Below are 25,547 nucleotides of genomic sequence, written 5' to 3' on the forward strand. Positions count from 1 at the left end.
CCTTCGCTGAAAAGTGCCATTGCAAAACATCAGACAAATAGACGTTGAAGATATTATTGCGAGTAAAAACCCCGTACTGCTCAGGCTTCTCCCTCTACCGGTTTTACAATACATTAAACGAATTGTTCACCAGGAAGAATTCAACCGGTTCCTGCGGCTCACAAGGAATGAATATGCACACGATTTTGTAAATGCCGCGCTTGCAAACTTCCAGATACAGGTGATTACTGAAGGGTTGGAGAATATACCCGGGGAAGGAGGGTGCATTGTTGCCTGCAACCACCCTCTTGGCGGAATTGATGGAATTGCAGTGATGAAAGAAATAGGAAGAGTGAGAAAAGATATTAAAGCATTGGTGAATGATATATTAATGAATCTTGAAAATCTGAATAGCTTATTAGTTCCGATAAACAAGCACGGGAAAAACAACGCCGACAATGTAAGGCATATAGACCATGTGTATGCATCAAATGAGTGCGTCATTGTATTCCCGGCCGGGCTTGTTTCACGCAGGCAAAATGGAATAATCAAAGATCTTGATTGGAAAAAGAGTTTTGTTACCAAGGCCATAAAATATAAACGTAACGTCATTCCTGTGCACATTGATGCCTGCAACAGCAATTTTTTTTATACCCTGGCATCTATTCGCAGGATAGTTGGGATAAAAGCGAACCTGGAGATGTTTTACCTTGTTGACGAAGTCTACAAGCAAAAGGGAAAATTTATCAAACTAACTATCGGCAAGCCTATTTCATACACCACATTTACAAAAATGCACACAGATCTTTATTGGGCCGGGAAAGTAAAAGAACATGTATATAATTTAAAAGAAAGTTAGAGTAAAATACGGTTTAATTTATACTCCCCATATATCACGAAAACATGCAATATATTGTAGCGCCCTTTCGTATCATTTATAAAATATACTACTTCATCTTTTTTGCGCTCTCGCTCATTATTCTATTTCCCTTCTTCTATTTCCTGTTGTCAGACTCAAAGCGATTTCCCAAAGCCTTTATATTAATGAGACTTCATGCATTTGTATTACTGCTTTTCGCGGGAGTTTTTATGAAAATCAAGGGCGCCGGCAACATTCCAAAAAATGGAGCATATATTATTTGTCCGAATCACAGTTCATTTTTTGATACTTTTTGTCTTTATAGCATATTTGATCAGTACTTTGTTTTTATAGGAAAGAAAGAAATTGAAAAATGGCCGCTCTTCCATATCTTTTATACATCCGGAATGAATATTTTGGTAGATAGACAGAATGCTGCAGGATCTGTTAGCGCCTTACGCAAAATGTGTACCGAGATTGATAAAGGACATCCCCTTGCAATATTCCCTGAAGGTACAATATCCAAAGAGGCCCCAAAACTTGGCCCTTTTAAATCAGGCGCCTTTGCTATTGCAATTCAAAAACAGGTACCTGTCCTTCCTGTTACATTCGTTACCAATTATAAACTGCTTGAGCGCGGAGGTATCTGGAAGGGCCGGGCAAGGCCTGGAATAGCTGAGATCATTATCCATAAACCAATCAATACAACTGGATTAAATAAGAAAAGCATTAACCGGCTTCAAATGGATGTACAGGCGATAATTAATACTCCACTATCAGTTAGTTGAAATGGAAATGCCTGATGTGCCGATGAGATTTTCCCGAATCGCAAACATTACAAGTGATGCCCTGTTGTTAACATTGAGTTTACTCATGAGGTTCTTTCTGTGAGTTGTTACAGTATGCACACTTATAAAAAGCTTATCGGCGATTTGCTTGCTTGGAAGCCCATCTGCAATAAGTTGCAATATCTGAATCTCGCGCTCTGAAATTTTAACTCCGCTGCAGGAAACATTTGATGAAATGAGCATACTCTGCTCCATTAGCAGATCAACAATTTTCCCGCACAGAAATTTTTTACTCATTGAAGTACTGTAAATAGATTCTATGATTTCTTCTTTCCCACAATCATTCCATAAATGGCTCGTAATTCCATATTCAATTGACTTTGAAACTATAGATTTAGGCTGAAGGGACGTGATGGCCAAAATATTTACCATTGGAAAATGTTCCCGGATAATAGAGATGTCATCTAAACAAAAATAGCGTGATGAGTAGTCCATTATAAGTACATCCGGGCTATTGAGCAACAATTTTTCACTAAGTTCCTCCGCCTTTTCCGCCTCGCCTACTATAGAAAAATCTTCAACCTGGTCAATAATGGATTGAAGTCCTTTACGGATCAGGTAGCTATTATCAGCAATAAGTATTTTTATTTTTCTCATAAAACAATCCATATTCATCCGCTACGAAGCTAATGTCATGCTAAACTGCACTTTATTACTTTTAAAAAATATGATATAAATCATCTCCTTCTCATGAATTGGCTTAAACCTTAGCAAACCTAACAGAAGTCAGTGTATACAAGCATATTATCCGAACAAACTATAAATACCTTGTTATGGGTATTGTAATTCCATTTGTTTTCTCATTAATTTGATCCGGAAAATATAATTGCCGCATTTCATTTTCACTTGTGACTAGAGTAAAGCGATTAAAGAGAATCCGTAATATGAAAAAAAGCAGAGTAATATTTTGGTACATGATCATTTCAGTGACAGCCTTTGCACAGCATGCCGTTATTAGAGGTGTTGTAAGAAACGAAAGCGATGGGGCGTTAATGTCAGATGTTGCTGTAATAATTAACGGGACAGCAAATACAAATACAGATTCAAAAGGCGTATTTCAATTTTCCGAAGTCGCAATAGGAACGCATAAATTGTCCATAACTCTTTTGGGATATGAAAAGGCCGAGCGTATAATCAATATTATTTCAGAACTTGAAGTGGTTGAAATCCCGGAAATAAAATTAAAATCAAGTGCGATTCAATTTCCGGAGATCGTTATTTCTGAAAGCCTCTCCAATTATTCATATAAATACCAGGGCTCTAATATTATAATCTCTTCCAGGGATATTGAACTTAGCAAGCCTGTTGGAACAGAAGAGATTTTAAAAAAGGTTTCCGGGATCAATGTTTCCGGAGATATGGGAATTTCCAACCGGTTAAATGTAGGCATCAGAGGTTCTTATCCCCGTCGCTCGGTCAATATACTGTTGATGGAAGATGGAACGCCAATTGCCCCTGCTCCTTATTTGGCTCCTGAAGCATATTATAATCCTCCGGCCGACCGGCTGGATGGAATTGAAATAATGAAGGGAACTGATATATTGGCTTATGGCAGTAATACTATGTACGGAACAATAAATTATATAACCAAGAAACCACCGTTAAAACCAACCTTGGGAGTTAATCTGTCCGGTGGCGAAAATGGGTATCACTCCGAGTATGTTACCTATGGCGGAACCTGGGATAAAGTTGGAGCTGAGCTACAGGTGTTGAACAAATATTTTGATGGATTTCAGGATAATTCCCAATCATCCATCTTTAACACTACTGCAAAATTACATTCTGAATTAACTGCGCGTTCATCCGTGTATATGAAATTAAATTATCACCAGGAGGAATCAAAAGCAAGTTATAGCGCGCTTACGCCATATACATTTAAGATGGATCCATGGCAGAATCCATTTGATGCTGATGACCTGACCACCAAACGCTATGGCGTTGATCTGTCATACAATTACAAGCTTAGCAACAACTTTATTCTGTCTTCGAAAATTTACGTATCTCAATTTCAGCGCGACTGGTGGAGACAGGAAAATACATTGATCAAAGCGTCGACTGCTAAAGCGTACCTTGGAAATAATTTATACAATGAAAGATATTCGTACCTGGATGGCCAATCTTTTGGGATTAACGATTACATAAGAGTTGGGAAAGTAACCGGAGGTAAGGAAAGTACAAGGGCCCGTAATCGTTTGTTCAGAGTAGGAGGAGCCCAGCAAACATTAAGGTATAATGTAGATAAGGAAAAGTTTAAAATGAACCTGGAAGGAACAATAAAGGGCCACTGGGAATCATTCGCTAATGTTGAAATAAAAAATGACTCTTCACGCTTTGCCAGAAGCGGGACAATTGACAGGGACCAATATTATGAATTGGCGGCTTACTCAGGGTTTATTAAGGATAAATTAACCTATAGCAAAATAGCTTTTACGCCATCTATACGCTATGAATTTGTAAAAATGTATGGCTTCGATAAATTGGCCATTTCCAAAATGAGCGGTAATGATGGCAGCAAATATTTCGGAAGTCAAAAAAATACTTACACAAGTTTTATTCCGGGTGCTGCGATCGCGTATGATCTGATAAACAAACCTTCGAATAAATTAAATATTTTTGGAGGTATTTACAAGGGCTATACCGCGCCGATAGCCGACTTTGCCTTTTTAAACGTTGAAGACGGTATTGTTTCTTCCCCAACCACTTCCAAGCCGATAAACCGTGAGCCTGAAGTAAGTTTAAATTTTGAGGTCGGGATCAGGAGTGATCTATTGAATAAGTTTGCGAATGTTCAATTAACATATTTTAATAACAACGTTAAGAATTATTATTCCGCAGGAAGGAATGAGGCTTTTCAGACATTAGGTGCTGTAAATATTAACGGAATTGAATCATCAATAAATCTGTATTTGCATAAGCTTTTTAATGCCGAGAACCATGAGTTGGTTTTAAATCTGTCGGGGACACTGATGAACGGGACAATTTTAAGCGGGTTACTTAAAGATGCAGACTTGTTGAAAGCCAAGCATACTGACGCTACAAAAGCTGAGCTTATTACTAAGATCAATTCAGAACGAAAAGGGTTTGATGTTTATTTTTCGAATGTTGCTGGACAGGATAGTTTGATAACAAGTAATTTGTCGGTGGTCGATTTCGGTAAAATAAAGCGTCTTGATTTTATTTTTGGCGAGTCGGGAATTTCAAATAATTCGATCCCATATTTACCGCCATTTATTTTAAATGCTGGATTTACCTATGCATTCAAGGGTCTAAGTATTAGCGCTAATATAAATTATGTGGCAAGTCAATACACCGACTATTTGAATTTTGATAGTGAGACAGCAGAGGGTGCCATTGGAAAGTTACAGGCATTTAAAACTATTGATGCGAATATTGCCTATTCATTTGAAAGACATAATGCAAAATACTTAAATGGATTAAGTCTTTTTGTGGCTGCAAAAAACATTACAGATGAAGTGTATCAGGCTTCCCGATTACACAGGCTTTCTTCCGGAATTATGCCCGGCGGATTCAGACAAATTAACGCCGGCCTTAAATTCAAATTTTAATTTTAAACGGAGACAGGACTTCGTTAAAATACTAATGCAGGGAAATGGCGCCGGTAGGATCCGACATAAAAACCCCCATTACAACTCATAATAGGAGTCTGTAATCAGTCTCATTCTTCTCAGATAATTGTTGCCCAAAGGATATTAACAGTGCTGCGGCAGAGCTGTATTCCTCGGTAATATTCATCCCTTATAAAATATGATGCACATCATAGAATAACTGTGCATTTCAGCGTTTCTTTATTACACCTAATTGGTCATTTTCCCCAGAATGAAATATTTCATTCGCAACACGATTGATACAAATAGCATATTAACCTCAATATATTAAAGACTATGGTAAAATCTTTTTATACACTGGGAGTCGACGTAGGAAGTAATTTTATAAAGGTGGCTCTTGTGGACTACTCTGAGAGTCCAAAAATCATCGACAAGCATACAGAAAAGATACGAAAACGGAATCCTACAACTGTTGCAGATGAGATGATTCAAACAATCCTTCAGAAAAACGGATTGAAGGATTGTGATATTGCATATTTGGCTTCAACCGGTGAGGGAGATTTAGTAAAGCGTAAACGCGGTCATTTTTATGGAATGACGACACATTCCAAGGGCGCAAACTTTTTTTTTCCTGACGCAAAGTCTGTGGTAGATATGGGGGCATTATATGTCCGTGCAGTAAAAGTTGCAGAAGATGCGAGGGTACTGGATTATAAGATGACCGGTCAATGCGCATCCGGGTCTGGTCAATTCGTTGAAAACATTTCCCGCTATCTGGGTTTATCTATTGAGGAAGTGGGAGATGTTTCTCTCATGGCCGATGAAGCTGAAGTTTCATCAGGGATTTGCGCGGTACTCGCGGAAACAGATGTTATCAACATGGTTTCACGTGGTATAACTACTCCTAATATTATTAAAGGAATTCATATTTCTATAGCAGGAAGAATTATCAAGCTTCTGAGTTCACTCAAGGCAGAATCGCCTATAATCCTGACGGGGGGTATGTCTCTTAACAAAGGAATGATTCAGGCTATCGAAGAGCAATTAAAGGAGACGGGGAAGAAATTTGTCATTAAAACTCATTCCGATGCTATTTATGCAGGGGCCATTGGTGCTGCATTATGGGGAGGATTCAGACATATTAAACTGAAAGAAAAGCAAGCTGTAATATCATAATGCAATATTTAAGGTCAGAAAAAGATTTAGGAGATGTGATTCCGAATATCGCATTGATGCTGGAAAGGAATGTTGTCCATTTTCCGGACAACATCGTTTATGCGGAGAAACAAAATGGGAGCTATAATGGCATTACCTGGAAGATCTTTTTTGAGCAAATTCAGAATATTGCAGTCAACCTGACCAATATCGGATTTAAAAAGGGAGATAAAATGGTTATGTTTTCTCCAAACAGACTTGAGATGCTTGAGCTTGAATTGGCAGTTATGGCCAGTGGGGGGATAAGTGTTCCTATTTTTGCATTCTTTCATAAGGAAACAGCGGAATTTCTTATAAAACATTCCAGCGCGCGGTTTTTAGCTGTAGCCGGGGAATTACAACTAAGCAGGACTGGTTCCGGAATTCCTCTTCATAAAATTATTTCCTTCGATAAACTTGAAAAGCATAATCGCCGAAATCTTATTCCCTTTAGTGAACTGCTATCCCCTCAAAGCGAGGCTACATCCTCTTTATTATTTAATGCGCCGGCCAATGATATTTGTCTGAACATGTATACTTCCGGTACCATGGGAACTCCGAAATGTGTGCAGCTGACTCACCAAAATATACTATCTCAGCAAGCCGCGCTGAAAAAGATATGGGAAGTAAATGAAAAAGATCGCTTTCTCTCCTATTTACCATGGCATCACAGCTTTGGAGGCATTTTTGAGCGATTCTCTGCACTTTATAATGGGGCTGCTATATACCAGGAATCGGGGTATGGGAAAGATTCAAAGGTTATAATGGAAAACTGGAAACTCGTTCAGCCCAACTTATTTTTTAGTGTTCCTAAAGTATACCAATCACTTGTGGATCTCACTAAAGCAGATAAAGAAGCTGAAAAGTTATTTTTTCATTCCGGCTTAAAATTCATTTTTACAGCCGCTGCCGCCCTTCCTCAAAAAATTTCTGAAGAGTTTGAACGCAAAAGAATTCCGGTGATAGAAGGGTGGGGCCTGACAGAAACTTCACCCTGCTGCACACTTACCGATCCTGCCCTGAAAAGAGAAAATGGTATAGTTGGAAAACCCATTCCCGGAGTTTGTTTGCGGATAACTGATGATGGAGAAATCCAGGTAAAGGGGCCCAATGTAATGAAGGGATATTATAATAATGATGAAGCAAACAAAGAAGCCTTTACTGATGACGGCTGGTATTGCACAGGCGACATAGGAAAATTTACCCCCACCGGATTAAAACTTATATCACGCAAGGACAGGATTTTTAAACTGACTAATGGAGAAAAGGTTATTCCATCGGAAGTGGAGGAGCTTATTCAAACTAAATGTCATTATATCACTTTTGCTGTCATTTGTGGAAAGGGCAAAGAATATCCGGTCGCACTGTTGTTTCCAAACAAAAGGGCTCTGGATAATCCCAGTTATGAAATCTCACCGGACGAGGGCTGTTTTTGTCCCAAAAGCATGAATGAATTAGGAAAATGTCTTCAAGGTTGTTTGCACGATGTTAATTGCGGGCTCACACAAAAATTTTCTAAAGTAAAATATGCAATGATTATTGATGATGAGTTGACAATCGAAAATAATACACTTACTCCATCAATGAAAGTGGCACCCAATAAGTTAATGGAAACATATAAAGCTCACATCGAAAATCTTTATGGTGGGAAAAACTTCCTGAGCGGGGATGTTTATATCATAAAACTGGAGACAGAAGGAGTGATGAAGGAAAAACACAGCATGTAATTATGTATGAGATAAAAGCCACACAGGAATTAAAAAAGGTAATGCGCGATTATTTTCTGTCGCTTGATAGCGGTGAAAATAAAATTGCGTGGTGTACAAGCGTGGGTCCTGCAGAATTACTCAGGTCATTTGGCTTTGAGGTTTATTTTCCTGAAAATCATGGAGCGCTTTTAGGTGCAACACGTACTGCAATGGATCTTATTCCTGAATCCGCCAAACTAGGCTATTCCAATCATATATGCTCATATACTACTGCTGATATTGGCTCGTACCTGGCAAAAATATCTCCGCTTAAAAATCAATATGGGATGAAAGGTGTACCAAAGCCGGATTTGATTGTATACAATACCAATCAGTGCCGTGAGGTTCAGGATTGGTTCGGTTTTTTTGCAAAAGAATTTAATTGCCCTATTGTTGGAATTCACCCTCCGAGATATATAGATGACGTGTCAAAAGAAGAGATAGCGCTTGTTGTTGACCAGCATAAAAAAATAATTACACTATGTGAAAAAGTCAGTGGTAATAAATTTGATATTGACAGGTTCCGTGAAACGCTGAGATTAAGTAAAGAAGCGACCCATCTTTGGCAGGAGGTCCTTAAAACTTCCACGGCATCACCTGCGCCAATCAGCTTTTTTGACGGAGTGATTCACATGGGTCCCATTGTAGTGATGCGGGGAACAGAACAAGCAATAGATTATTACACTTTACTTCTGAAGGAGCTGAAAGAGAATGTGATGAACAAGAATGGGGTCGTAAAAAACGAACAATTACGTATTTTTTGGGAGGGAATGCCAATTTGGGGAAAAATCCGGATGCTTTCAGATTTATTTGTTCAGAATAATACCGCTGTTGTTGCTTCCACATATTGCAGCAGTTGGGTGTTTGATGAGTTTGATGAAAGGAACCCATTCGAATCGTCAGCACTTGCGTATACAAAAATTTTTATAAACAGAAGTGAGAAGGCAAAATTAAAAATGTTAAAACTCTGGCTTGACGAATACAAGTGTGATGGTATTTTATTTCATGATACGAAAACATGCTTTAATAATTCGAATGCAAAATTCGGAATGCCATTACGTTTAAAGGAAGAAACAGGTATGCCCTACCTTATTATAGAAGGAGATTTATGTGATTTGAGATTTTTCTCGGAAGGACAAAGCATCACAAAAATTGAAACGTTTATTGAGCAAATTGAATCTTCAAAAATACATTCGTGAGTAACAAACAAAAAATAAAAGCAGGTGTTATAGGCTTAGGTCCTGTGGGGATGATACTGGCTGTTCATTTACAGGAATCGGGATGTGATGTCCTGATTTGCGACAATGACAGGATCAAGATTAATCAGATAAAGAATGAGGGAATTAAACTTGAAAATATAATTCAAAAGAGAGAAAAATTTGAACACATTTATGCTTCCACTTCAGAATTGCTTGATCAAAATCCTGATTATGTTTTTATTGCTTTGAAATCCTACCAGGTGGAAAGTGTTCTTAAAGATCTCCCGGAAGATAATACTTCCATTTTCATTAGTGCCCAAAATGGAATTGACATAGAGAATATAATTGCGGAAAAGGTAGGGGCCGCCAGGACTATGCGATTAGTTATCAATTTCGCAGGTAATTCACTGTCGCCTAATTGTGTTAAAGTAACTTTTTTTAATCCCCCAAATTATCTGGCTTGCCTTGACGACAATAAAAAAGAAAGCTCCGAAGTTATTTCCGATTTGTTTAATAAAGTGGGTCTTCAAACAAAGGCAATTACTCCTTTCGAATTGACCAGGTGCGCATGGGAGAAGACCATTTTAAATGCTTCCCTCAGTCCGCTCTGCGGAATCGGGCGATTTACGATGGCTGAGGCAATGGCATTTCCGGATACAATTGAACTTGTGGAACAAATTATTGAAGAAGCCATTGAAGTGGCGGAAGCCGAAAAAATCCGCTTCCCTGATGATTTTATCCGAAATTGCCTTCGCTATCTGAAAAATGGCGGAAATCACTATCCATCACTCGCCGGCGATTTAATGAACAAGCGACAAACAGAGATTGATTATATGAATGGAAAAATTGTAGAGTACGGAAGGAAGCATTATATCCGGACTTCGCTCAATCTTTCGATGGTGAATATGGTAAAAGCCATGACACATAAAACGCTTCTTTCCCAATTTTCATCCAGGCCGTCAATCTCACAGAAGCCGATACTGAATATACAAAACAAAATCAACCCTAAAGGAAGTTGTTTCCTTGGCATTGATTTAGGTTCTGCATATACAAAGTTGACAGTTATTGATGAAAATAAAAATGTTGTATTCCGCTATACATTAAAGACGCTAAACCGTGATAAAATAGCCTCCAGGCATATTATTAATGCTATACACGAGGAATTTCCCGTCAAATATAGTTGTGCTACCGGTTACGGAAGAAAAACATTTACAGATGCTGATATTGTAAAGACCGAGATTAATTGTGCGGCCCTGGGGGCTAATGAATTTGTACCCGGAGAAAAGAACATACTTGATATTGGAGGTGAAGATATTAAGATGATTCATTGCGACACTCAGGGACGGGTGGAAAATTTTTATCTCAACGATAAATGTGCTGCCGGAACAGGTGTTTTTCTGATTGAAATTGCAGAACGTGCAGGAATCGACATAAACGAGATGAGTCGCCTCGCAGCGCAGTCAGAATACAAACAGGAATTAAACAGTTTTTGTACTGTATTTGCAAAAACTGAAATCATGAAATGGATTTTTGACGGGCAGCCGATTGAGAATCTCGCGAAAGGAATCTATCTCTCTATCGGGAATCGCATAGCCAAAATGAGAATACATCCTTCTGTACCTATTGTCATGATTGGCGGGGTAGTTGCATACCATCCATATTTAAAAATATTACTGGAGGAAAAGTTGGGAAGGCAGATTGTCGTCTTGGAGCATCCTCAGCATATTGTTTCATTCGGAGCAGCACTTATTGCCCGCGAACAGCTTCTGATGCAGACCAAACAGGAATCATTCTCAGAATCACAAAAAATAATTAAAAAATTATGAAAGGGTATCATCATAAACAAAAGGGAGTCGGAATAATCTTTGATAATATTTTTCTGGTAAATGGAGCCCGTACTCCGTTCGGAAGGTATTGTGGGACACTTTCACATGTTTCTCCGACCGATTTGGGTATATATGCAAGCCGTGGAGCCCTCGACAGGTGCACCTTATCGCCTAATGACATTGATCAAATAATTGTTGCCAACATCGGTCAAAGTTCCTGCGATGCCTATTTTCTGCCCCGACACATTGGATTATTCACCGGTATTCCCACTGAAGTACCGGCGCTGATGGTGCAAAGAATTTGTGGATCCGGATTTGAGGTGATTATAACCGCATCGGAACAGATTACTCTTAATAAAGCACAGGCCGTGTTATGCACAGGAACCGAAAATATGTCATTGGCACCTACTGTAAGTTTTGGAAACAGGATGGGATATCCTTTAGGGCGCCCGGTATTTAAAGACATGCTTTGGGAAGCTCTTGATGATACTGCTGCAGGCTATCCAATGGGATATACAGCAGAAAATGTAGCTAAAAAGTATAATATTACCAGGAAAGACACGGATGAGTACGCGAAGCTTTCGTTTGACAGGGCAGTTATTGCTTCCGAAAGAGGAGTTTTTAAAGAAGAGATTGTTCCCATACAAAATTCCGTATTTGAAATCGAGGGATTAAAATCAAGGAAAATAACTCTTCCAAAAGGAATTGCTTCATTGGCTTCTGATGAACACATCCGGGCCACAACCTTTGAAGCATTGTCGAAACTTCCTTCTGTTTTTAGTGATGTCGGCGTTCTTACTGCAGGAAATTCAAGTGGGATTGTTGATGGAGCTGCATCGGTTATTATCGCGGATCGTTTATTCATAGAGAACCGGGCATTAAAACCAATTTCAAGAGTTGTTGCCGCTGCAAGTTGTGGGATTGATCCGAAAATTATGGGACTCGCACCTGTTCCTGCTATCAGGCTCCTGCTTGAGATGACAGGGTTGAAGATAGATGACATAGGTCTTTTTGAGATTAACGAAGCGTTCTCAGCTCAGGTTATTGGATGCGAACGCGAACTGAATATAGACAGGAGTATACTTAATGTTAACGGAGGAGCAATTGCCATAGGTCACCCGCTGGCAGCTACTGGCGGACGCTTATCACTTACAATTTCAAAAGAAATGACCCGGAGGAAAGTGAAATATGGCATTGCCTCAGCCTGTATCGGCGGTGGACAAGGAACAGCCCTACTATTTGAAAATGTAAATTATTGAGAAATGAGCCGTTGGAAATACCCATTTAATACAAAGGCGCATGCTGAGAAATACCTGAAACAGGCAGAGCAGGAGACAGGAAAAAGATGTTTCATTCGCCAGGTTTCAACCAGAGCGCATGTGTTTAAAATATTTTCATCTGAGACTGAATATATAGAATATCAAAAGAAAAAAAGTACAGGACATGGGCACTAATCGATTATATCAATGGCAAATGGTGGAAACCGATCAGGAATTTCGCTTAATAGAAAGCAATTTACCTGAAGTGAAAAACGGAGAGGTGCTTGTAAAAGTTTCCGGATGCGGGGTCTGCCACACTGATTTAAGCTTTTGGCACTCGGGTGTTCAAACCAAGCATGCATTGCCACTTACACTCGGACACGAAATCAGTGGAGTAGTGATTGCCGGCAATAAAAACTGGCTAAAGAAAAAAATAATCATTCCGGCCGTTCTACCCTGCGGAGAATGCGAATTATGTAAAAAGGGCCGAAGCAATATTTGTCGCAACCAGCTAATGCCTGGAAATGATTTTCATGGAGGCTTTGCTTCACACATTAAGGTTCCTTCAAAGTTTTTGTGTCCTGTTTCTGAAAATATTTTAAAAAAGTATTCGCTCGAACAATTAGCAGTAATTGCGGATGCTATATCAACTCCTTACCAGGTAGTGGAAAAATCTGAACTGGAAGCGGGCGACCTGGCTATTGTAATCGGGGTTGGCGGAGTCGGTTTGTATGGGGCGTTGATTGCAAAGATATTCGGAGCAAAAGTTATCGCTCTTGATCTCAGTGACGAGAAGCTGAACATTGCTTTGAATAACGGGGTAGATGCCATTCTTAATATAAAAGGAATGGACATAAAAGCGATTAAGGAAAGGGTGAAAGAAATTGCAAAGAGTATCAAAGCCCCGAAGATTGGCTGGAAGATATTTGAGATAAGCGGTACAAAGGCCGGTCAGGATCTTGCATTTAATCTGATCACTTTTACTTCAACGCTTTCTATAGTTGGTTTCACAATGGATAAAGTAGAAGTAAGACTGAGTAATTTAATGGCTTTCGATGCGAAACTAATCGGAACATGGGGATGCAGAGCTGAATTATATCCTAAAGTTCTGGACCTAATTGAAAGCGGGAAACTTGAAATTTCCGGATTTGTTCAGACATTCCCTATGTCAAAAATAAATGAAGTATTTAAAAATACATTGGAGCACAAATACAATAAGCGTTCCGTCCTTGTCCCTGATTTTAATTAAATAAAAAATATACAAAATGGAAAATTTAAAAAGTCACAAACTTGTTGATGTAAATTACAAGGAAATTATTTTTGAAAAAAGGGCTTGCCTGGATAAGGAAGGGATACCTGTCAAAGATTTATACAACGCATGGATAGTTCTGAACAATCCAAAGCAATTCAATTCGTATACTACACAGGCCATAAAGGAAGTAATTCTTGCATTCGGAGAGGCTTCAAATGACAGAAGTATTGTTGCGGTAGTATTTACATCCGTTGGTGATAAAGCATTTTGCACAGGAGGAAATACAAAAGAGTACGCGGAATACTATTCCGGAAATCCACAGGAATATTCACAATACATGCGCCTCTTTAATGATATGGTGAGTGCCATTTTAAAATGTGAGAAGCCGGTTATATGTCGCGTAAACGGAATGCGTATAGGTGGTGGACAAGAAATTGGAATGGCCTGCGATTTCAGTATTGCGGGCGATATGGCACGATTCGGCCAGGCAGGACCCAAACATGGAAGCGCACCTATCGGGGGTGCTACTGATTTTCTTCCTCTTTTTATAGGTGTGGAACGTGCTATGATGTCGCTTACATTATGTGAGCCATGGAGTGCGCATCAGGCATATTATTATGGAGTTATCAGTGAAATAGTACCTGTACTCAGGCATAATGGAAAATTTATTTCTAATCCAATGGTGGTCACGGATAGGATCGTTGATGAATTCGGACGGCTTGTTTTTGGTACATCCAAAACAGGTGACGCATTAAAAGCGGCGAAGGAAATTATAGCAGCATCGGAAATAGATTTAAGTATGCTGGATTCGGCAGTGAATAAACTCATAGCTAAACTCCTGAATACGTTCCCCAATTGTACGAATAAAACTATTTCGGAAGTACGTAAGTTCAAATTGGAGCATTGGGATAAAAACAAGGAAAGCAGCAGGGAATGGCTCGCATTAAATATGATGACCGAAGCAAAAGCCGGCTTTAAAGCATTTAATGAGGGGCCTAAAGAAAACCGCGAAGTTGATTTTATTAAACTCCGGCAATTGCTTGCCAATGGCCATGAATGGAATGAAGAATTACACAGAATAATTTCTCCACAATATCAAAAAGTAAATTCTTGAATATGGAAAAGATAAAAATTGAATTTAAAAATGATAATTCTGTCGCACGGATAATTCTCGATGACGGCAAAGGGAATGTGTTGGACCATGTTATGATGGAAGAGTTAAAACAGATTCTGAATTCATTTAAGAGCAGTTCTCAAATAAAGCTGATTACCATGGAAGGAAATGGAAAGCATTTCTCATTTGGAGCCAGTATTGAGGAGCATAAGAGGGAATTCGCCGCGACAATGATTCGCGAATTTCATCAATTGTTTTATATTATTCGTGATTTAACAATACCTATGGCTGCCAAAATCAGCGGAAGTTGTTTAGGAGGAGGGTTAGAACTCGCGCTCATGTGCAACTTCATGTTTGCCGACAAGACTGCCAGGCTTGGACAGCCCGAGATTTCGCTGGGAGTATTTCCTCCTCCCGCTTCCATACTTCTTCCGGAGAAAATCGGATTGGCAAAAGCCGAGGATCTGCTTATTACCGGAAGAATAATTACCGCTGAGGAGGCAAAGTCAATCGGGCTTGTAAATGAATTATTTGATACGAGAGATACTATGGATTCAGGGGTTGAAAAATGGGTGGAGAGTTATATCCTTCCCAAAAGCGCGTCTTCGCTTCATTTTGCTGTAAAAGCTGTAAGAATAAAATTTAATCATGTTATCAGTAATTTCTTACCGCAGTTAGAATCAATCTATGCAAATCAACTGATGCAAACACATGATGCGAATGAAGGCATCAATTCCTTTTTGGAGAAGAGAAAACCGGTTTGGAGCAATAATTAAATTATTTTATTATGAAAACTATTAAAACAGTTGGTGTTGTTGGTGCAGGAACTATGGGTTCCGCCCTTGCACAAAAATTCTTACAGGAAGGGTTCAAAGTAATTCTTGCCGATCGCGCTATAAATTTCGCTGAAAAAGGATTGGAAATGATCAGGAGCTCGCTTAATCAGGGCTTGCAGAAATACATTTTTACATATGAACAGCTAAGTGAATACTTGTCCAATTTAAAAATAACAGATACGCTTACAGATTTAAAAGGATGTGATTTGATTGTTGAAGCAATTTATGAAAACTTCAACGCTAAAACTACACTATTTAAAGAACTTTGTGTCATAATTCCTCCCGACACAATTCTTGCGACTAACACATCTTCATTTTCTGTTACGGAATTATCCGCTGCCGTAAGCCACCCGGAAAGATTTATCGGACTGCATTATTTTTATCATGCAGCCAAAAACCGGTTGGTGGAAATTATTCCGGGCGATAAAACGTCTGAAGAGACTACCCAAACGGCATACCGGTTTTCTATCTTGTCGGGTAAAGATCCTATCTATAGCCGGGATGCTTATGGATTTGTAGTCAACAGGTTTTTTGTTCCATGGCTGAATGAAGCAGTTCGCTTATACGAAGAAAATGTAGCATCCATTGAACAAATTGAAACTGTTTGTAAAGAGCTCTTTGGAATAACAATGGGTCCATTTGAATTGATGAATGTGACCGGAATCCCAGTCGCATATCATGCGGAAAAGACTCTTGAAGTATTCGGTAATTTATATAAAGTTGCGAAAGCACTGGAGAAACAAACCAAAGAAAATCAACTATGGACATTGAAAATTGCCGGCGAAGAAGCTGATAAGACCATTCCCATTAAAGTGAAGCAGGAAATTAAAGATAGAATGCTGGGTGTTATATTTTTTATCTGCTCACAAATTCTGGATGAAAAAATATGCAGTGCGGCAGAGATAGATCGGGGTGCTAAAATCGGGCTAAAATGGAAAAAGGGTCCTATTGAATTGATGAAAGAACAGGGCGAAGACGAAGTGACATGTATCATAGTTAAATTAATTGACCGGTATAATATGAAATTACCGGATTCAATCGGGAAGAAATACTGGACACCAAATTATGTAAAACTAAAAAGCAAAGGAACCATTGCAGTTATTACAATGGATCAGCCCGAAAATCTGAATGCTTTAAGCGAAGAAACTGTTAAGCAGTTGGGAGAATGTTTCAATAAAGCCGAAAGGAATCCGCTTGTTAAAACTGTTTTTATAACCGGCTCCGGAAAGGCATTTGTTGCAGGGGCGGACATTAAATTCTTTGTTAAGAATATAAAAAAAGAAAGGATTTGCGACATAGAGACGTTTACCGAATTCGGCCAGAAAATTTTTGACAACATTGATAATTCAAGCAAAAAAGTAGTTGCCATTATTAATGGATTGGCATTGGGTGGAGGACTTGAGCTTGCGCTTTGTGCTGATGTAATACTTGCGTTGCCAAAGGCCCAAATGGCATTTCCTGAAACAGGTATAGGAATTTATCCAGGTCTTGGAGGCACACAACGTTCTGTGAGGAAAATTGGGAGAGGGCTAAGTAAATACCTTATTCACACCGGTAAAATGCTTTCTGCCACAGAAGCAGAAGAAATAGGACTTGTTGACAAAATTATTTCAAGAGAAGAAATGTTTTCTATACTATCAGGTGAGATAGACGCTCCACTAATCAATAAGAAAAATATGAAGTCAGAATGGATAGCTATAAGAGATTTCTTCGAGAAAAATTCCCTGAAGGCAATTCTTGATAAAAACTATTCCGATGCTGGATTGACTTCTGAATATGCCGAAAAGCTTGCGAAAACAGTTCGATTCAAGGCGCCAATTGCGTTAAAACTTGCCGATCAACTTATTGATGAAGCGAAAGGTTGCACGTCAGAACTGGAACACTTGCGTGAAATATTTTCGACATCCGATGCTTTATTGGGGCTTACCTCCATTGGTGAAAAAGTAAATTACCTCGGAAAATAACAGTAAATGATTCAAAAAAAGCATAAAAGACTTTTTAAGATCTAGATGATTTTTTACCGTTTAATTTGACTAACAATATCATGCCCCGAATTTCACCGCATAAATGATTCCAGCCAGCACTAGCAATGCTATCATGATGGCAACTGTTTTCTCGTTATTGGCCATCTTTCTGATTATGGGAAAATTAAACTCAATCGTCCTGCCATTTTCATGAAGAACATTTATCGCACGGCTAAAAACATAAATAACACTTCCAATGAAGATTACTGCAAATCCACCCCAAAACCAATAAGCCAATAAATCATTTATAGGTATTTCACTAGCTGCATTTTGTGCAATTGCACTCTTGTTGCCAAGTAGTAAAAGCAACAGAAGGAATAGAGAAATCTGTTTCGCAGTTTTGTTTTGTTTGTTCCCTGATTTCAGGAATTCAAACTTATGTCTGACAGTTTTCATAATGATTAATGTTATATGTTAATTTATATCAACTCCCATGTTGTAATCGTGCTATAAACAAATAATCAGAGCGAATACACAAAAAACACCCTTATAATGCAACAGGTGCTTCAAAAATTCGCTTTTTCATGCCTTCATATTTATATCCGGATCTTTGTCATCGTCAATTTTATGCCTGCCCCATTCAATCTTAATCCAGGCCCGTTCATGTAAATAATAAAGGATCATTTTTGTTACCACTTCAATTCCTCCTATACTCAAAGCCAAACCCATCTCTCTGCTTAAAATAAATGCGATTAAGATTGTATCTATTGTTCCTGTAATTCTCCATGTAATTCCTTTAATTATACTTCTAAAATGATATTCTTTCATCACTATCAATTCCCCATTACGAATGGCCTGATAACATTTAAGATGAACCAAATAAATAAGGAGGCAACTCCTCCCGTTAGCTGTGTCCTTGCTTGAGTAAGCCTGGGCTTTTCTGTAATAATATTTTCCATTGGTTATTTATTGACGACTTTTATGATGAATAAATTACACTCCAAATCTAATTGCCATTATAATTCCAGATAAGACGATAAGAATCATTATTACTCCGGTTTTAGTTTGATGCACAGACGTCCACTTAAAAATATTTGCAAAAGGGTTGCCAAATAAACTATATGATAATTGAATTCCTTCACCTTTCAGGATTCGGGTCGTAGTAATGATTTCCCGAACTGATATTAGTATAACAAGTAATATCACTCCGAAAAAATAGGTTAGCGGACTACTTAAGGTTAGTACATCGCCAAGGTATACATTGCTTGACATGATATTGGTTTTATTAGTTATTCTTTGATTTATGCCCCTCAGAATGAGCCCTTGATACGCGTATATGTTTCCTTGGCCAGTTCCAGATCACCTGTTGGTAGCTTCTCCATAAATAATCCACGGGATAAACCAGGAAGTGAATAAACCTTGTGAAAGGAATCAGGCCAATCAATAAAAATGCAGAGATCACATGGACTTTCAGTGACAATGAATTCACACTTGAAACAGCGTCGATCTGCGGATCAAAAACAAATATAGAGCGCAGGTATGGTGAAAGGAATGCTGCAAACCATGATGATCCCCAACGGCTGTGGTATGCCACCAATAAACCGGAAATGATCTGGATAAGCAAAACAAGAAATACAACCACATCCATTTTACTGGTTACCATTTGTACTCTTCTTGTAGTGAGCCTTCTGTATACAAGCATAATCAATCCAAGACAGGCCGATAAGCCAAAGGCAAAGGCTGTGATTTCAAGGATTAGTAATCGCACCGGCTGTCCATTCCATGCAATTATAGCACGGGGGAAAAGGAAAGCGACAAGGTGTCCAAAAAACAGGAAGAACAATCCCCAGTGAAACGGCTGGCTTCCAATGAATAACTTTCTTCCTTCAAGAAATTGCGTTGAAAGTGAAGAAACGGTAAAACCTTTATTTATGTATCGGTAAATTGAACCGATCAGAAAGATAGCCAAACATGCGTAAGGCAAAACGACGTACAAGAGAATATTTGTCATAATTAATCGAGTTTAAGTTCATTAACTAATTTATTTACTTCAATATTTACACTTTGTTTTGCAAAAAATGAGTTGTGATGCTGTATATCTACTACAGGATCGGGAACTCCGCTAAAACTCACATTTTCAAAATCTTTCTTTAGTACAATCAGCAACGCAGAGAAAACATTCCTGTATACATTGCCTTGATTCAACTCCGGCTGAATAATGGCTCTGTGAAGCTTTTTTAAGATTTTCATTTTCAATTCCACTCTCGCTTGCTTAAATTCACCGATCATTTTTTCCAAACCAGGAATAAGAATTTTTACTGCGAGTTCATCTAATAACGACTGGTCGCTTGTTTTTGTGTAAAGGGTTAGCATATTGCAAATGTTATCTGAAAGATCAGTTCCGCAATCATTTCCGGCCCGCAATTGCTCTTCCTGCATATGCAACAAGAAAGCGCCTCTTTTATAATCTTCCCCGAAGATTACAAACCCAAGATCGAGATAGCAGATAGGCTGCACATCAAATGTCCTTGTATACAACTCTTCTCGTTCATCCTGGCTGTGAGCAGACATATAGTCAACAAAAGGCTTTAATTCGAGCGCTGCATCGGGATAATATTCCTCCAGTATTGCCATGCATTTATTTGCCATTTCAGTGTAGTCCTTGTTTGGATACCTTAGCAGATCAGCAAAAGCAATATAGTGCTTATAGTTTCTCATATTTATAGCCCCCTTGCAGGTGTTTCTTTAAATCCAAATCCTGTGTTACCTTTTACGTCAGCTGTATTTTCAAGCATTTCGATAGATTCCTCGCGGTGTGCAGGAGGAATAACAAAGCGTTCGTCAAAAGTTGCCAGCGCTGTTAGCCTGAAAATCGCGTCAGCAGTTTCTTTATCCATGTTCACCTCATTCATCGCCATTGAAATTTCCGCGGCATTTAAATCACCTACAGTAACTCCTCTTCTATGTAATCTCACTGCCATCAATCTCTTCATAACATCTACCACCTGTCCGGTATTTCCTGCAGAGAATAGAGACGCAAGGTATTTCATCGGTAAACGATTACTTTCTACCCCGTTCCAAAGTGATTTGGACGTTGTATTATAAACTCCATCTGATACTGTTGCCATTGTTGGCAACAAAGCCGGCACATAGAATAGATTAGGTAATGTTCTGAACTCAGGGTGCAATGGCAAAGCGAGTTTCCATACTTTAACAAATTTGTACACGGGAGAGTTTTGCGCCGCGGTAATTGTTGAATCGGCAATCCCATTTAGCTTAGCTTGTTTGATCACTTCCGGATCAAACGGATCAAGATATATATCCATTTGTGCGTTTACCAATTGGTCTTCCGGAGCTGCTGCCGCTGCTTCAATTTTATCCGCATCATATAACATTACTCCTAAGTAACGAATGCGGCCTACACAAGAGTGGAAGCATGCAGGAGCTTGACCTGATTCTAACCTCGGATAGCACAATACACATTTTTCCGATTTGCCGGTATTCCAGTTGTAATAGCTTTTTTTGTAAGGACAAGCTGTTACACACATTCTCCATGCGCGGCAACGTTCCTGATTAATAAGTACGATCCCGTCTTCACCTCTTTTGTAAAGAGCCCCCGATGGACAAGAAGCTACGCAGGCCGGATTTAAACAGTGATTGCATATTCTTGGTAAATAATGGAATGTCATTCTTTCCAATTGAAACATTGCTTCTTGTTCAGCAGAACTAAGCTTTTGAAGATTTACATCCTGACGGGCATAGTCAATTGAACCACCCATATCATCATCCCAATTCGGACCTGATTGCACATCCATATGCTCACCCGTAACAAGAGAAACAGCTGTTGCAGTAGGTTGATCATCACCCTCCGGAGCTGTGAACAGATCCTGATACTTGTATGTCCACGGCTCATAATAGTCGTCAAGTACAGGCATATGTGGGTTGTGAAAAATATTTTTCAAACCTTTGAACTTGCCGGCCCCTTTCAGGGAAACGGTATCTCCGTTTTTTTCCCAACCACCTTTGTATATATCCTGGTTTTCCCACTTGGTAGGATAACCGGTTCCTGGCTTTGTTTCCACATTGTTCCACCACATGTATTCGGCACCTTTCCTGTCAGTCCAGATATTTTTGCAGGCAATAGAACAAGTATGACACCCGATACATTTATCAAGGTGAAAAACCATTGAGACTTGAGATCTTACGTCCATAATTTTAAAATTTAGATTTTAGATTTGAGCGGGAGGTTTTGTCTCACATCTCACATCTATTTATATTAAAATTCTACTTTCTCCATTCTTCTTACTAAAACATGTGTGTCACGGTTTACTCCTACCGGTCCCCAGTAATTGAAGTGGTAAGAAAACTGTCCATAACCACCAGCCATTAAACTTGGTTTTAAGTGAATGCGGGTAAAGCTATTGTGCCCTCCGGCTCTTCTCCCGCCACGTTCTTGCGATTTTGGAACAGTATATGTCCTTTCGGGTGAGTGATAAACAATACAAACACCGTTCGGAATACGAGCACTTACACAAGCCCGGGTACAATAAACACCATGGTCGTTATAAACTTCAACCCAATCGTTATCTTTTACTCCAATTGATGCTGCATCTTCTTCACTCATCCAACAAGGTTCCATACCACGGGATAGAGTTAACATACGCAATGTATCCCCGTAAGTTGAGTGAATGTGCCATTTACCGTGAGGTGTTAACACATTAAACATTTTTGCTTTCCCATCATTAATTGTCTTTCTTAAATCACCATACGCTTTTGGTGTTGGGGATGGTTTATAAGTTGGAAGGTGTTCTCCAAACGCAATATACATATCGTGATCAAGATAAAATGCCTGACGTCCGGTTAGTGTTCTCCATGGAACCCAGCAATCCACATTATAAGTGTATGCACAATATGCTCTTCCATTGTCCATTAACCCTGACCAAAGCGGTGAGTTATTGTAACGTCTTGGCTGCGATTGTAAATCCTTATAATCGATACGAACATCTTTGCTTCCGATACCATGTTGAACGATTGGCATGCCTATTTTTTTCTCCATGTTCTCATAAGCACGAACCGTCAACTTTCCATTTGTTAAAGAAGAAAGCCTCAATACTGCATTCACTGCTTCAACATCTTCCTTCAAAGAAGGATATTCAACACCATTAACTTTTTGCACATGACGCTTGTCCTCTCCCATTTCCTTGTATACATCATCCGCCATAAAGTTTACACCATGAGCTCCCAATGTATTGGTATTCAGATTCGGACCTAAAGCAATATATTTGTTATAAATCTGAGTATAATCTCTTTCAACAATTGCAATTTTGTGCATTGTTTTTCCAGGAATAGGCTCACACTCCCCTTTATACCAATCCAGTAATTTTGGTTGTGAAATCTCATCCACACTATCATGTGACAACGGTATGTTCACAACATCTTTTACAGGAGTTGGCATATAACCTTTTGCCATTTCACTTACTGTTTTTGCAAGCAATTGAAATATCTGCCAGTCGCTTTTCGACTCCCACACCGGTGCAACTGCGGCTGATAACGGGTGAATGAAGGAATGCATATCAGTAGAATTGATATCTGCCTTCTCGTACCACGATGCTGTTGGAAGAACTATGTCAGAATATAGTGCAGAAGTATCCATTCGGAAATTGATATCCACAATCAGATCCATTTTTCCCTTTGGTGCTTCCCTCCATAATATTTCTGTTACTTTATCCTGAGCAACTTCATCCGCAATTTTATTTGTGTGCGTACCTAAATAGTGGTCCAGCATATACTCATGTCCTTTTGCGCTGGCCATTAACGCATTTCCTCTCCAGATAAACCAGTTACGAGGAAAATTCACTTCGTTGTCCGGGTCAGCACAGGAATACTTTATTTCCCTTGATTTCAGTTTTTCAACTACATAATTTTTAATCTCATCATCCGTCTTGGCTCCAACTGCTGCTGCATCCGTAGCTATTGTTAAATTATTTTTATCATACTGTGGATAAAAAGGCATCCAACCATTGCGAACCGCCATTGCAACCATATCTGCTGTGTGCAAATTTCCCAATTTACTTCCCGCAGGAATGCTGTTGTATTCAGCCTGGTTACCATCATACCTCCATTGGTCGGAATTCATGTAGTGCCATATAGGAGCCTGCTGCAAACGATTGGCGCCTTGCCAGTCTTTAGCTGCCATAATTGTTCCCCATGAATCAACCGGTGCAAGTTTTTCCTGGCCTACATAGTGATTCATCCCGCCCCCATTTACACCATTGCAGCCGGTAAGCATTTGGGTCATAATTGCAGAACGATACATCAGGTTATTATGGAACCAGTGGCAAATTGCAGCACCAACAATCACCATACATTTTCCTTTTGTAATTTCTGCGGTGCTACCCCACTCGCGTGCAAGTTGAAGAACTGTTTCCTGGCCAATTCCGGTAAATATTTCCTGCCATGCCGGAGTGTATGCCTGATTTTTGTCGTTATAATCTTTAGGGTATTCTCCAGGCAATCCACGACCTACGCCATATTGGCCAAAAGTCAAGTCGTAAACGGTAACAGTCGGAATTCTTTTGCCATCAGCAGTTTCCACATACTTAACAGGAACTCCGCGTACTGATTTTTTATTTAAACCGAATTCAGTAAACTCAACTTGTAACACATCATCACTTTTTCCAAGGAAAGTTAATGTTGGGTCAAATTCTTCATTTGTTTCCCCATCTTCGAATTTAAGGTTCCAGTTACCTATTTTACCTTTATCCCAGCGTTGACCCATTGAACCTTTTGGCATGACCGGCTTTCCGGTTTTACTATCAACATTCAGAAATTTCCAATCACCATTCTCTGTATTTTTATATTTTGCAAGTCGGTTAGCTCTTACCAGTTTCATTGGAAGATAATGATCGCCCTGCTTTTCCAATTCAACAAGGAACGGACAATCTGTGTAACGCTTTACATAATCAATAAAGTAAGGCACCTGCCTGTCGGCATGGAATTCTTTAAGAATTACATGAGTAACTGCCATCCAGAATGCGCCATCGCTGCCGGCATGTACCGGAATCCACTGGTCAGCATGCTTAGCCACCATACTAAAGTCCGGCGACATAACCACTGTTTTAGTTCCATTGTGTTTTGATTCAGAGAAAAAGTGAATATCTGGTGTACGTGTCATACCAAGGTTAGCACCCATAGACACACAGAATTTAGAGTTGTACCAATCCGCACTTTCGCAAACATCTGTTTGCTCTCCCCAGATTTCAGGATAAGCAGTTGGCAAGTCGCAGTACCAATCATAAAAACTAAGGTTAACTCCGCCTAACAATTGCAGGTATCGTGCTCCTGAAGCATAGCTCAACATTGACATTGCTGGAATCGGCGAAAATCCGATCACTCGGTCAGGTCCATATTTTTTAATTGTATATAAATTAGCAGCAGCGATAAGTTCAACGGCTTCTTCCCATCTTACCCGTCTGAATCCGCCTTTGCCTCTTGCGCGTTGGTATCTTTTTCTTTTTTCGGGATTGCTTTGTAAACTTTCCCAGGCCTTTATAGGGTCGCCCCCTACAGCTCTTTTTTCATTTTGAAAAAGGTCAAGCAAAGCGCCACGCATCAGCGGGTACTTAACACGGATAGGGCTGTATAGGTACCAGGAATAGGATATACCTCTTTGACACCCCCTCGGCTCATAGGGTGGGAGAGAAGCTTCAAGCAAAGGGTAATCCAGTGCCTGCGTTTCCCATACTACTATGCCATCTTTTACGTGGATATTCCAGGAACATCCACCTGTACAATTTACACCGTGTGTACTGCGTACAACTTTATCATATTGCCAGCGATTACGGTAAAACTCTTCCCATTTACGGGTTTGCGGTGATATTATATCTTCGATCCAGCTCATAGT

The 25,547-nt window shown here is 39.3% G+C and carries 20 protein-coding genes; 13 read left to right on the forward strand and 7 right to left on the reverse strand.

The window, feature by feature from the left end:
• Nucleotides 1–19: 19 nt before the first annotated feature.
• Together HYU69_12625 and HYU69_12630 are read left to right on the forward strand one after the other, a co-directional pair.
• A complete protein-coding gene (locus tag HYU69_12625) occupies nt 20–838 on the forward strand; it encodes a 1-acyl-sn-glycerol-3-phosphate acyltransferase (GenBank protein MBI2271181.1) in 819 nt (272 codons plus the stop codon).
• 185 nt (nt 839–1,023) lie between these two features.
• The gene (locus HYU69_12630; GenBank protein ID MBI2271182.1) at nt 1,024–1,626 is read left to right on the forward strand and encodes a 1-acyl-sn-glycerol-3-phosphate acyltransferase; all 603 of its coding nucleotides are present in this window, start codon (nt 1,024–1,026) and stop codon (nt 1,624–1,626) included.
• On the opposite strand, the gene HYU69_12635 is transcribed toward HYU69_12630, so the two are convergent.
• Nucleotides 1,615–2,283 (reverse strand): response regulator transcription factor, encoded by a 669-nt coding sequence (locus HYU69_12635; GenBank protein ID MBI2271183.1) that lies wholly within the window; start codon nt 2,281–2,283, stop codon nt 1,615–1,617. The genes HYU69_12630 and HYU69_12635 overlap by 12 nt on opposite strands.
• A gap of 287 nt (nt 2,284–2,570) precedes the next feature.
• On the opposite strand from HYU69_12635, the gene HYU69_12640 reads away from it, so the two are divergent.
• From HYU69_12640 to HYU69_12690, 11 genes are all read left to right on the forward strand, one after another.
• Nucleotides 2,571–5,252, forward strand: coding sequence for a TonB-dependent receptor (locus tag HYU69_12640; GenBank protein MBI2271184.1), 2,682 nt, complete (start codon nt 2,571–2,573; stop codon nt 5,250–5,252).
• A gap of 336 nt (nt 5,253–5,588) precedes the next feature.
• On the forward strand, nt 5,589–6,428 hold the full coding sequence (locus tag HYU69_12645) for a benzoyl-CoA reductase subunit D (protein ID MBI2271185.1): 840 nt from the start codon (nt 5,589–5,591) through the stop codon (nt 6,426–6,428).
• Nucleotides 6,428–8,173: an AMP-binding protein gene (locus tag HYU69_12650; protein ID MBI2271186.1), complete on the forward strand. Its 1,746-nt coding sequence runs from the start codon at nt 6,428–6,430 to the stop codon at nt 8,171–8,173. The genes HYU69_12645 and HYU69_12650 overlap by 1 nt, the downstream gene beginning before the upstream one ends.
• 2 nt (nt 8,174–8,175) lie before the next feature.
• Nucleotides 8,176–9,393 carry a 2-hydroxyacyl-CoA dehydratase gene (locus HYU69_12655; GenBank protein MBI2271187.1) on the forward strand — a complete coding sequence of 406 codons (1,218 nt, stop codon included), beginning with the start codon at nt 8,176–8,178 and terminating at the stop codon, nt 9,391–9,393.
• On the forward strand, nt 9,390–11,219 hold the full coding sequence (locus HYU69_12660) for a 2-dehydropantoate 2-reductase (protein ID MBI2271188.1): 1,830 nt from the start codon (nt 9,390–9,392) through the stop codon (nt 11,217–11,219). The genes HYU69_12655 and HYU69_12660 overlap by 4 nt, the downstream gene beginning before the upstream one ends.
• Nucleotides 11,216–12,478, forward strand: a complete 1,263-nt coding sequence (locus tag HYU69_12665) for a thiolase family protein (GenBank protein ID MBI2271189.1) — start codon at nt 11,216–11,218, stop codon at nt 12,476–12,478. Before HYU69_12660 ends, HYU69_12665 begins: the two co-directional genes overlap by 4 nt.
• Nucleotides 12,479–12,481: 3 nt before the next feature.
• Nucleotides 12,482–12,673 carry a hypothetical protein gene (locus tag HYU69_12670; GenBank protein ID MBI2271190.1) on the forward strand — a complete coding sequence of 64 codons (192 nt, stop codon included), beginning with the start codon at nt 12,482–12,484 and terminating at the stop codon, nt 12,671–12,673.
• A complete protein-coding gene (gene had / locus HYU69_12675) occupies nt 12,663–13,727 on the forward strand; it encodes a 6-hydroxycyclohex-1-ene-1-carbonyl-CoA dehydrogenase (GenBank protein MBI2271191.1) in 1,065 nt (354 codons plus the stop codon). The genes HYU69_12670 and had overlap by 11 nt, the downstream gene beginning before the upstream one ends.
• A gap of 16 nt (nt 13,728–13,743) precedes the next feature.
• The gene (gene oah / locus HYU69_12680; protein ID MBI2271192.1) at nt 13,744–14,844 is read left to right on the forward strand and encodes a 6-oxocyclohex-1-ene-1-carbonyl-CoA hydratase; all 1,101 of its coding nucleotides are present in this window, start codon (nt 13,744–13,746) and stop codon (nt 14,842–14,844) included.
• A 2-nt stretch (nt 14,845–14,846) separates the two neighbouring features.
• Nucleotides 14,847–15,620 (forward strand): enoyl-CoA hydratase/isomerase family protein, encoded by a 774-nt coding sequence (locus tag HYU69_12685; protein ID MBI2271193.1) that lies wholly within the window; start codon nt 14,847–14,849, stop codon nt 15,618–15,620.
• 11 nt (nt 15,621–15,631) lie between these two features.
• Nucleotides 15,632–17,644, forward strand: coding sequence for a 3-hydroxyacyl-CoA dehydrogenase/enoyl-CoA hydratase family protein (locus HYU69_12690; GenBank protein ID MBI2271194.1), 2,013 nt, complete (start codon nt 15,632–15,634; stop codon nt 17,642–17,644).
• 78 nt (nt 17,645–17,722) lie between these two features.
• On the opposite strand, the gene HYU69_12695 is transcribed toward HYU69_12690, so the two are convergent.
• The 6 genes from HYU69_12695 to HYU69_12720 all read right to left on the reverse strand — a co-directional run bounded on the left by HYU69_12695 (nt 17,723) and on the right by HYU69_12720 (nt 25,544).
• Complete coding sequence (locus HYU69_12695; GenBank protein ID MBI2271195.1) at nt 17,723–18,100, reverse strand: hypothetical protein; 378 nt, start codon at nt 18,098–18,100, stop codon at nt 17,723–17,725.
• Nucleotides 18,101–18,226: 126 nt separating this feature from the next.
• Nucleotides 18,227–18,472, reverse strand: coding sequence for a DUF2061 domain-containing protein (locus HYU69_12700; protein ID MBI2271196.1), 246 nt, complete (start codon nt 18,470–18,472; stop codon nt 18,227–18,229).
• Nucleotides 18,473–18,929: 457 nt separating this feature from the next.
• Nucleotides 18,930–19,655 carry a respiratory nitrate reductase subunit gamma gene (narI, locus tag HYU69_12705; protein ID MBI2271197.1) on the reverse strand — a complete coding sequence of 242 codons (726 nt, stop codon included), beginning with the start codon at nt 19,653–19,655 and terminating at the stop codon, nt 18,930–18,932.
• Between the two features lie 2 nt (nt 19,656–19,657).
• On the reverse strand, nt 19,658–20,362 hold the full coding sequence (locus HYU69_12710; protein ID MBI2271198.1) for a hypothetical protein: 705 nt from the start codon (nt 20,360–20,362) through the stop codon (nt 19,658–19,660).
• A 2-nt stretch (nt 20,363–20,364) separates the two neighbouring features.
• Complete coding sequence (gene narH / locus HYU69_12715) at nt 20,365–21,855, reverse strand: nitrate reductase subunit beta (GenBank protein MBI2271199.1); 1,491 nt, start codon at nt 21,853–21,855, stop codon at nt 20,365–20,367.
• 65 nt (nt 21,856–21,920) lie between these two features.
• Entirely contained in the window at nt 21,921–25,544 is a 3,624-nt protein-coding gene (locus HYU69_12720) for a nitrate reductase subunit alpha (protein ID MBI2271200.1), read from the reverse strand.
• Nucleotides 25,545–25,547: the final 3 nt, after the last annotated feature.

The sequence above is a fragment of the Bacteroidota bacterium genome, from assembly GCA_016183775.1.
Classification (GTDB): domain Bacteria; phylum Bacteroidota; class Bacteroidia; order JABDFU01; family JABDFU01; genus JABDFU01.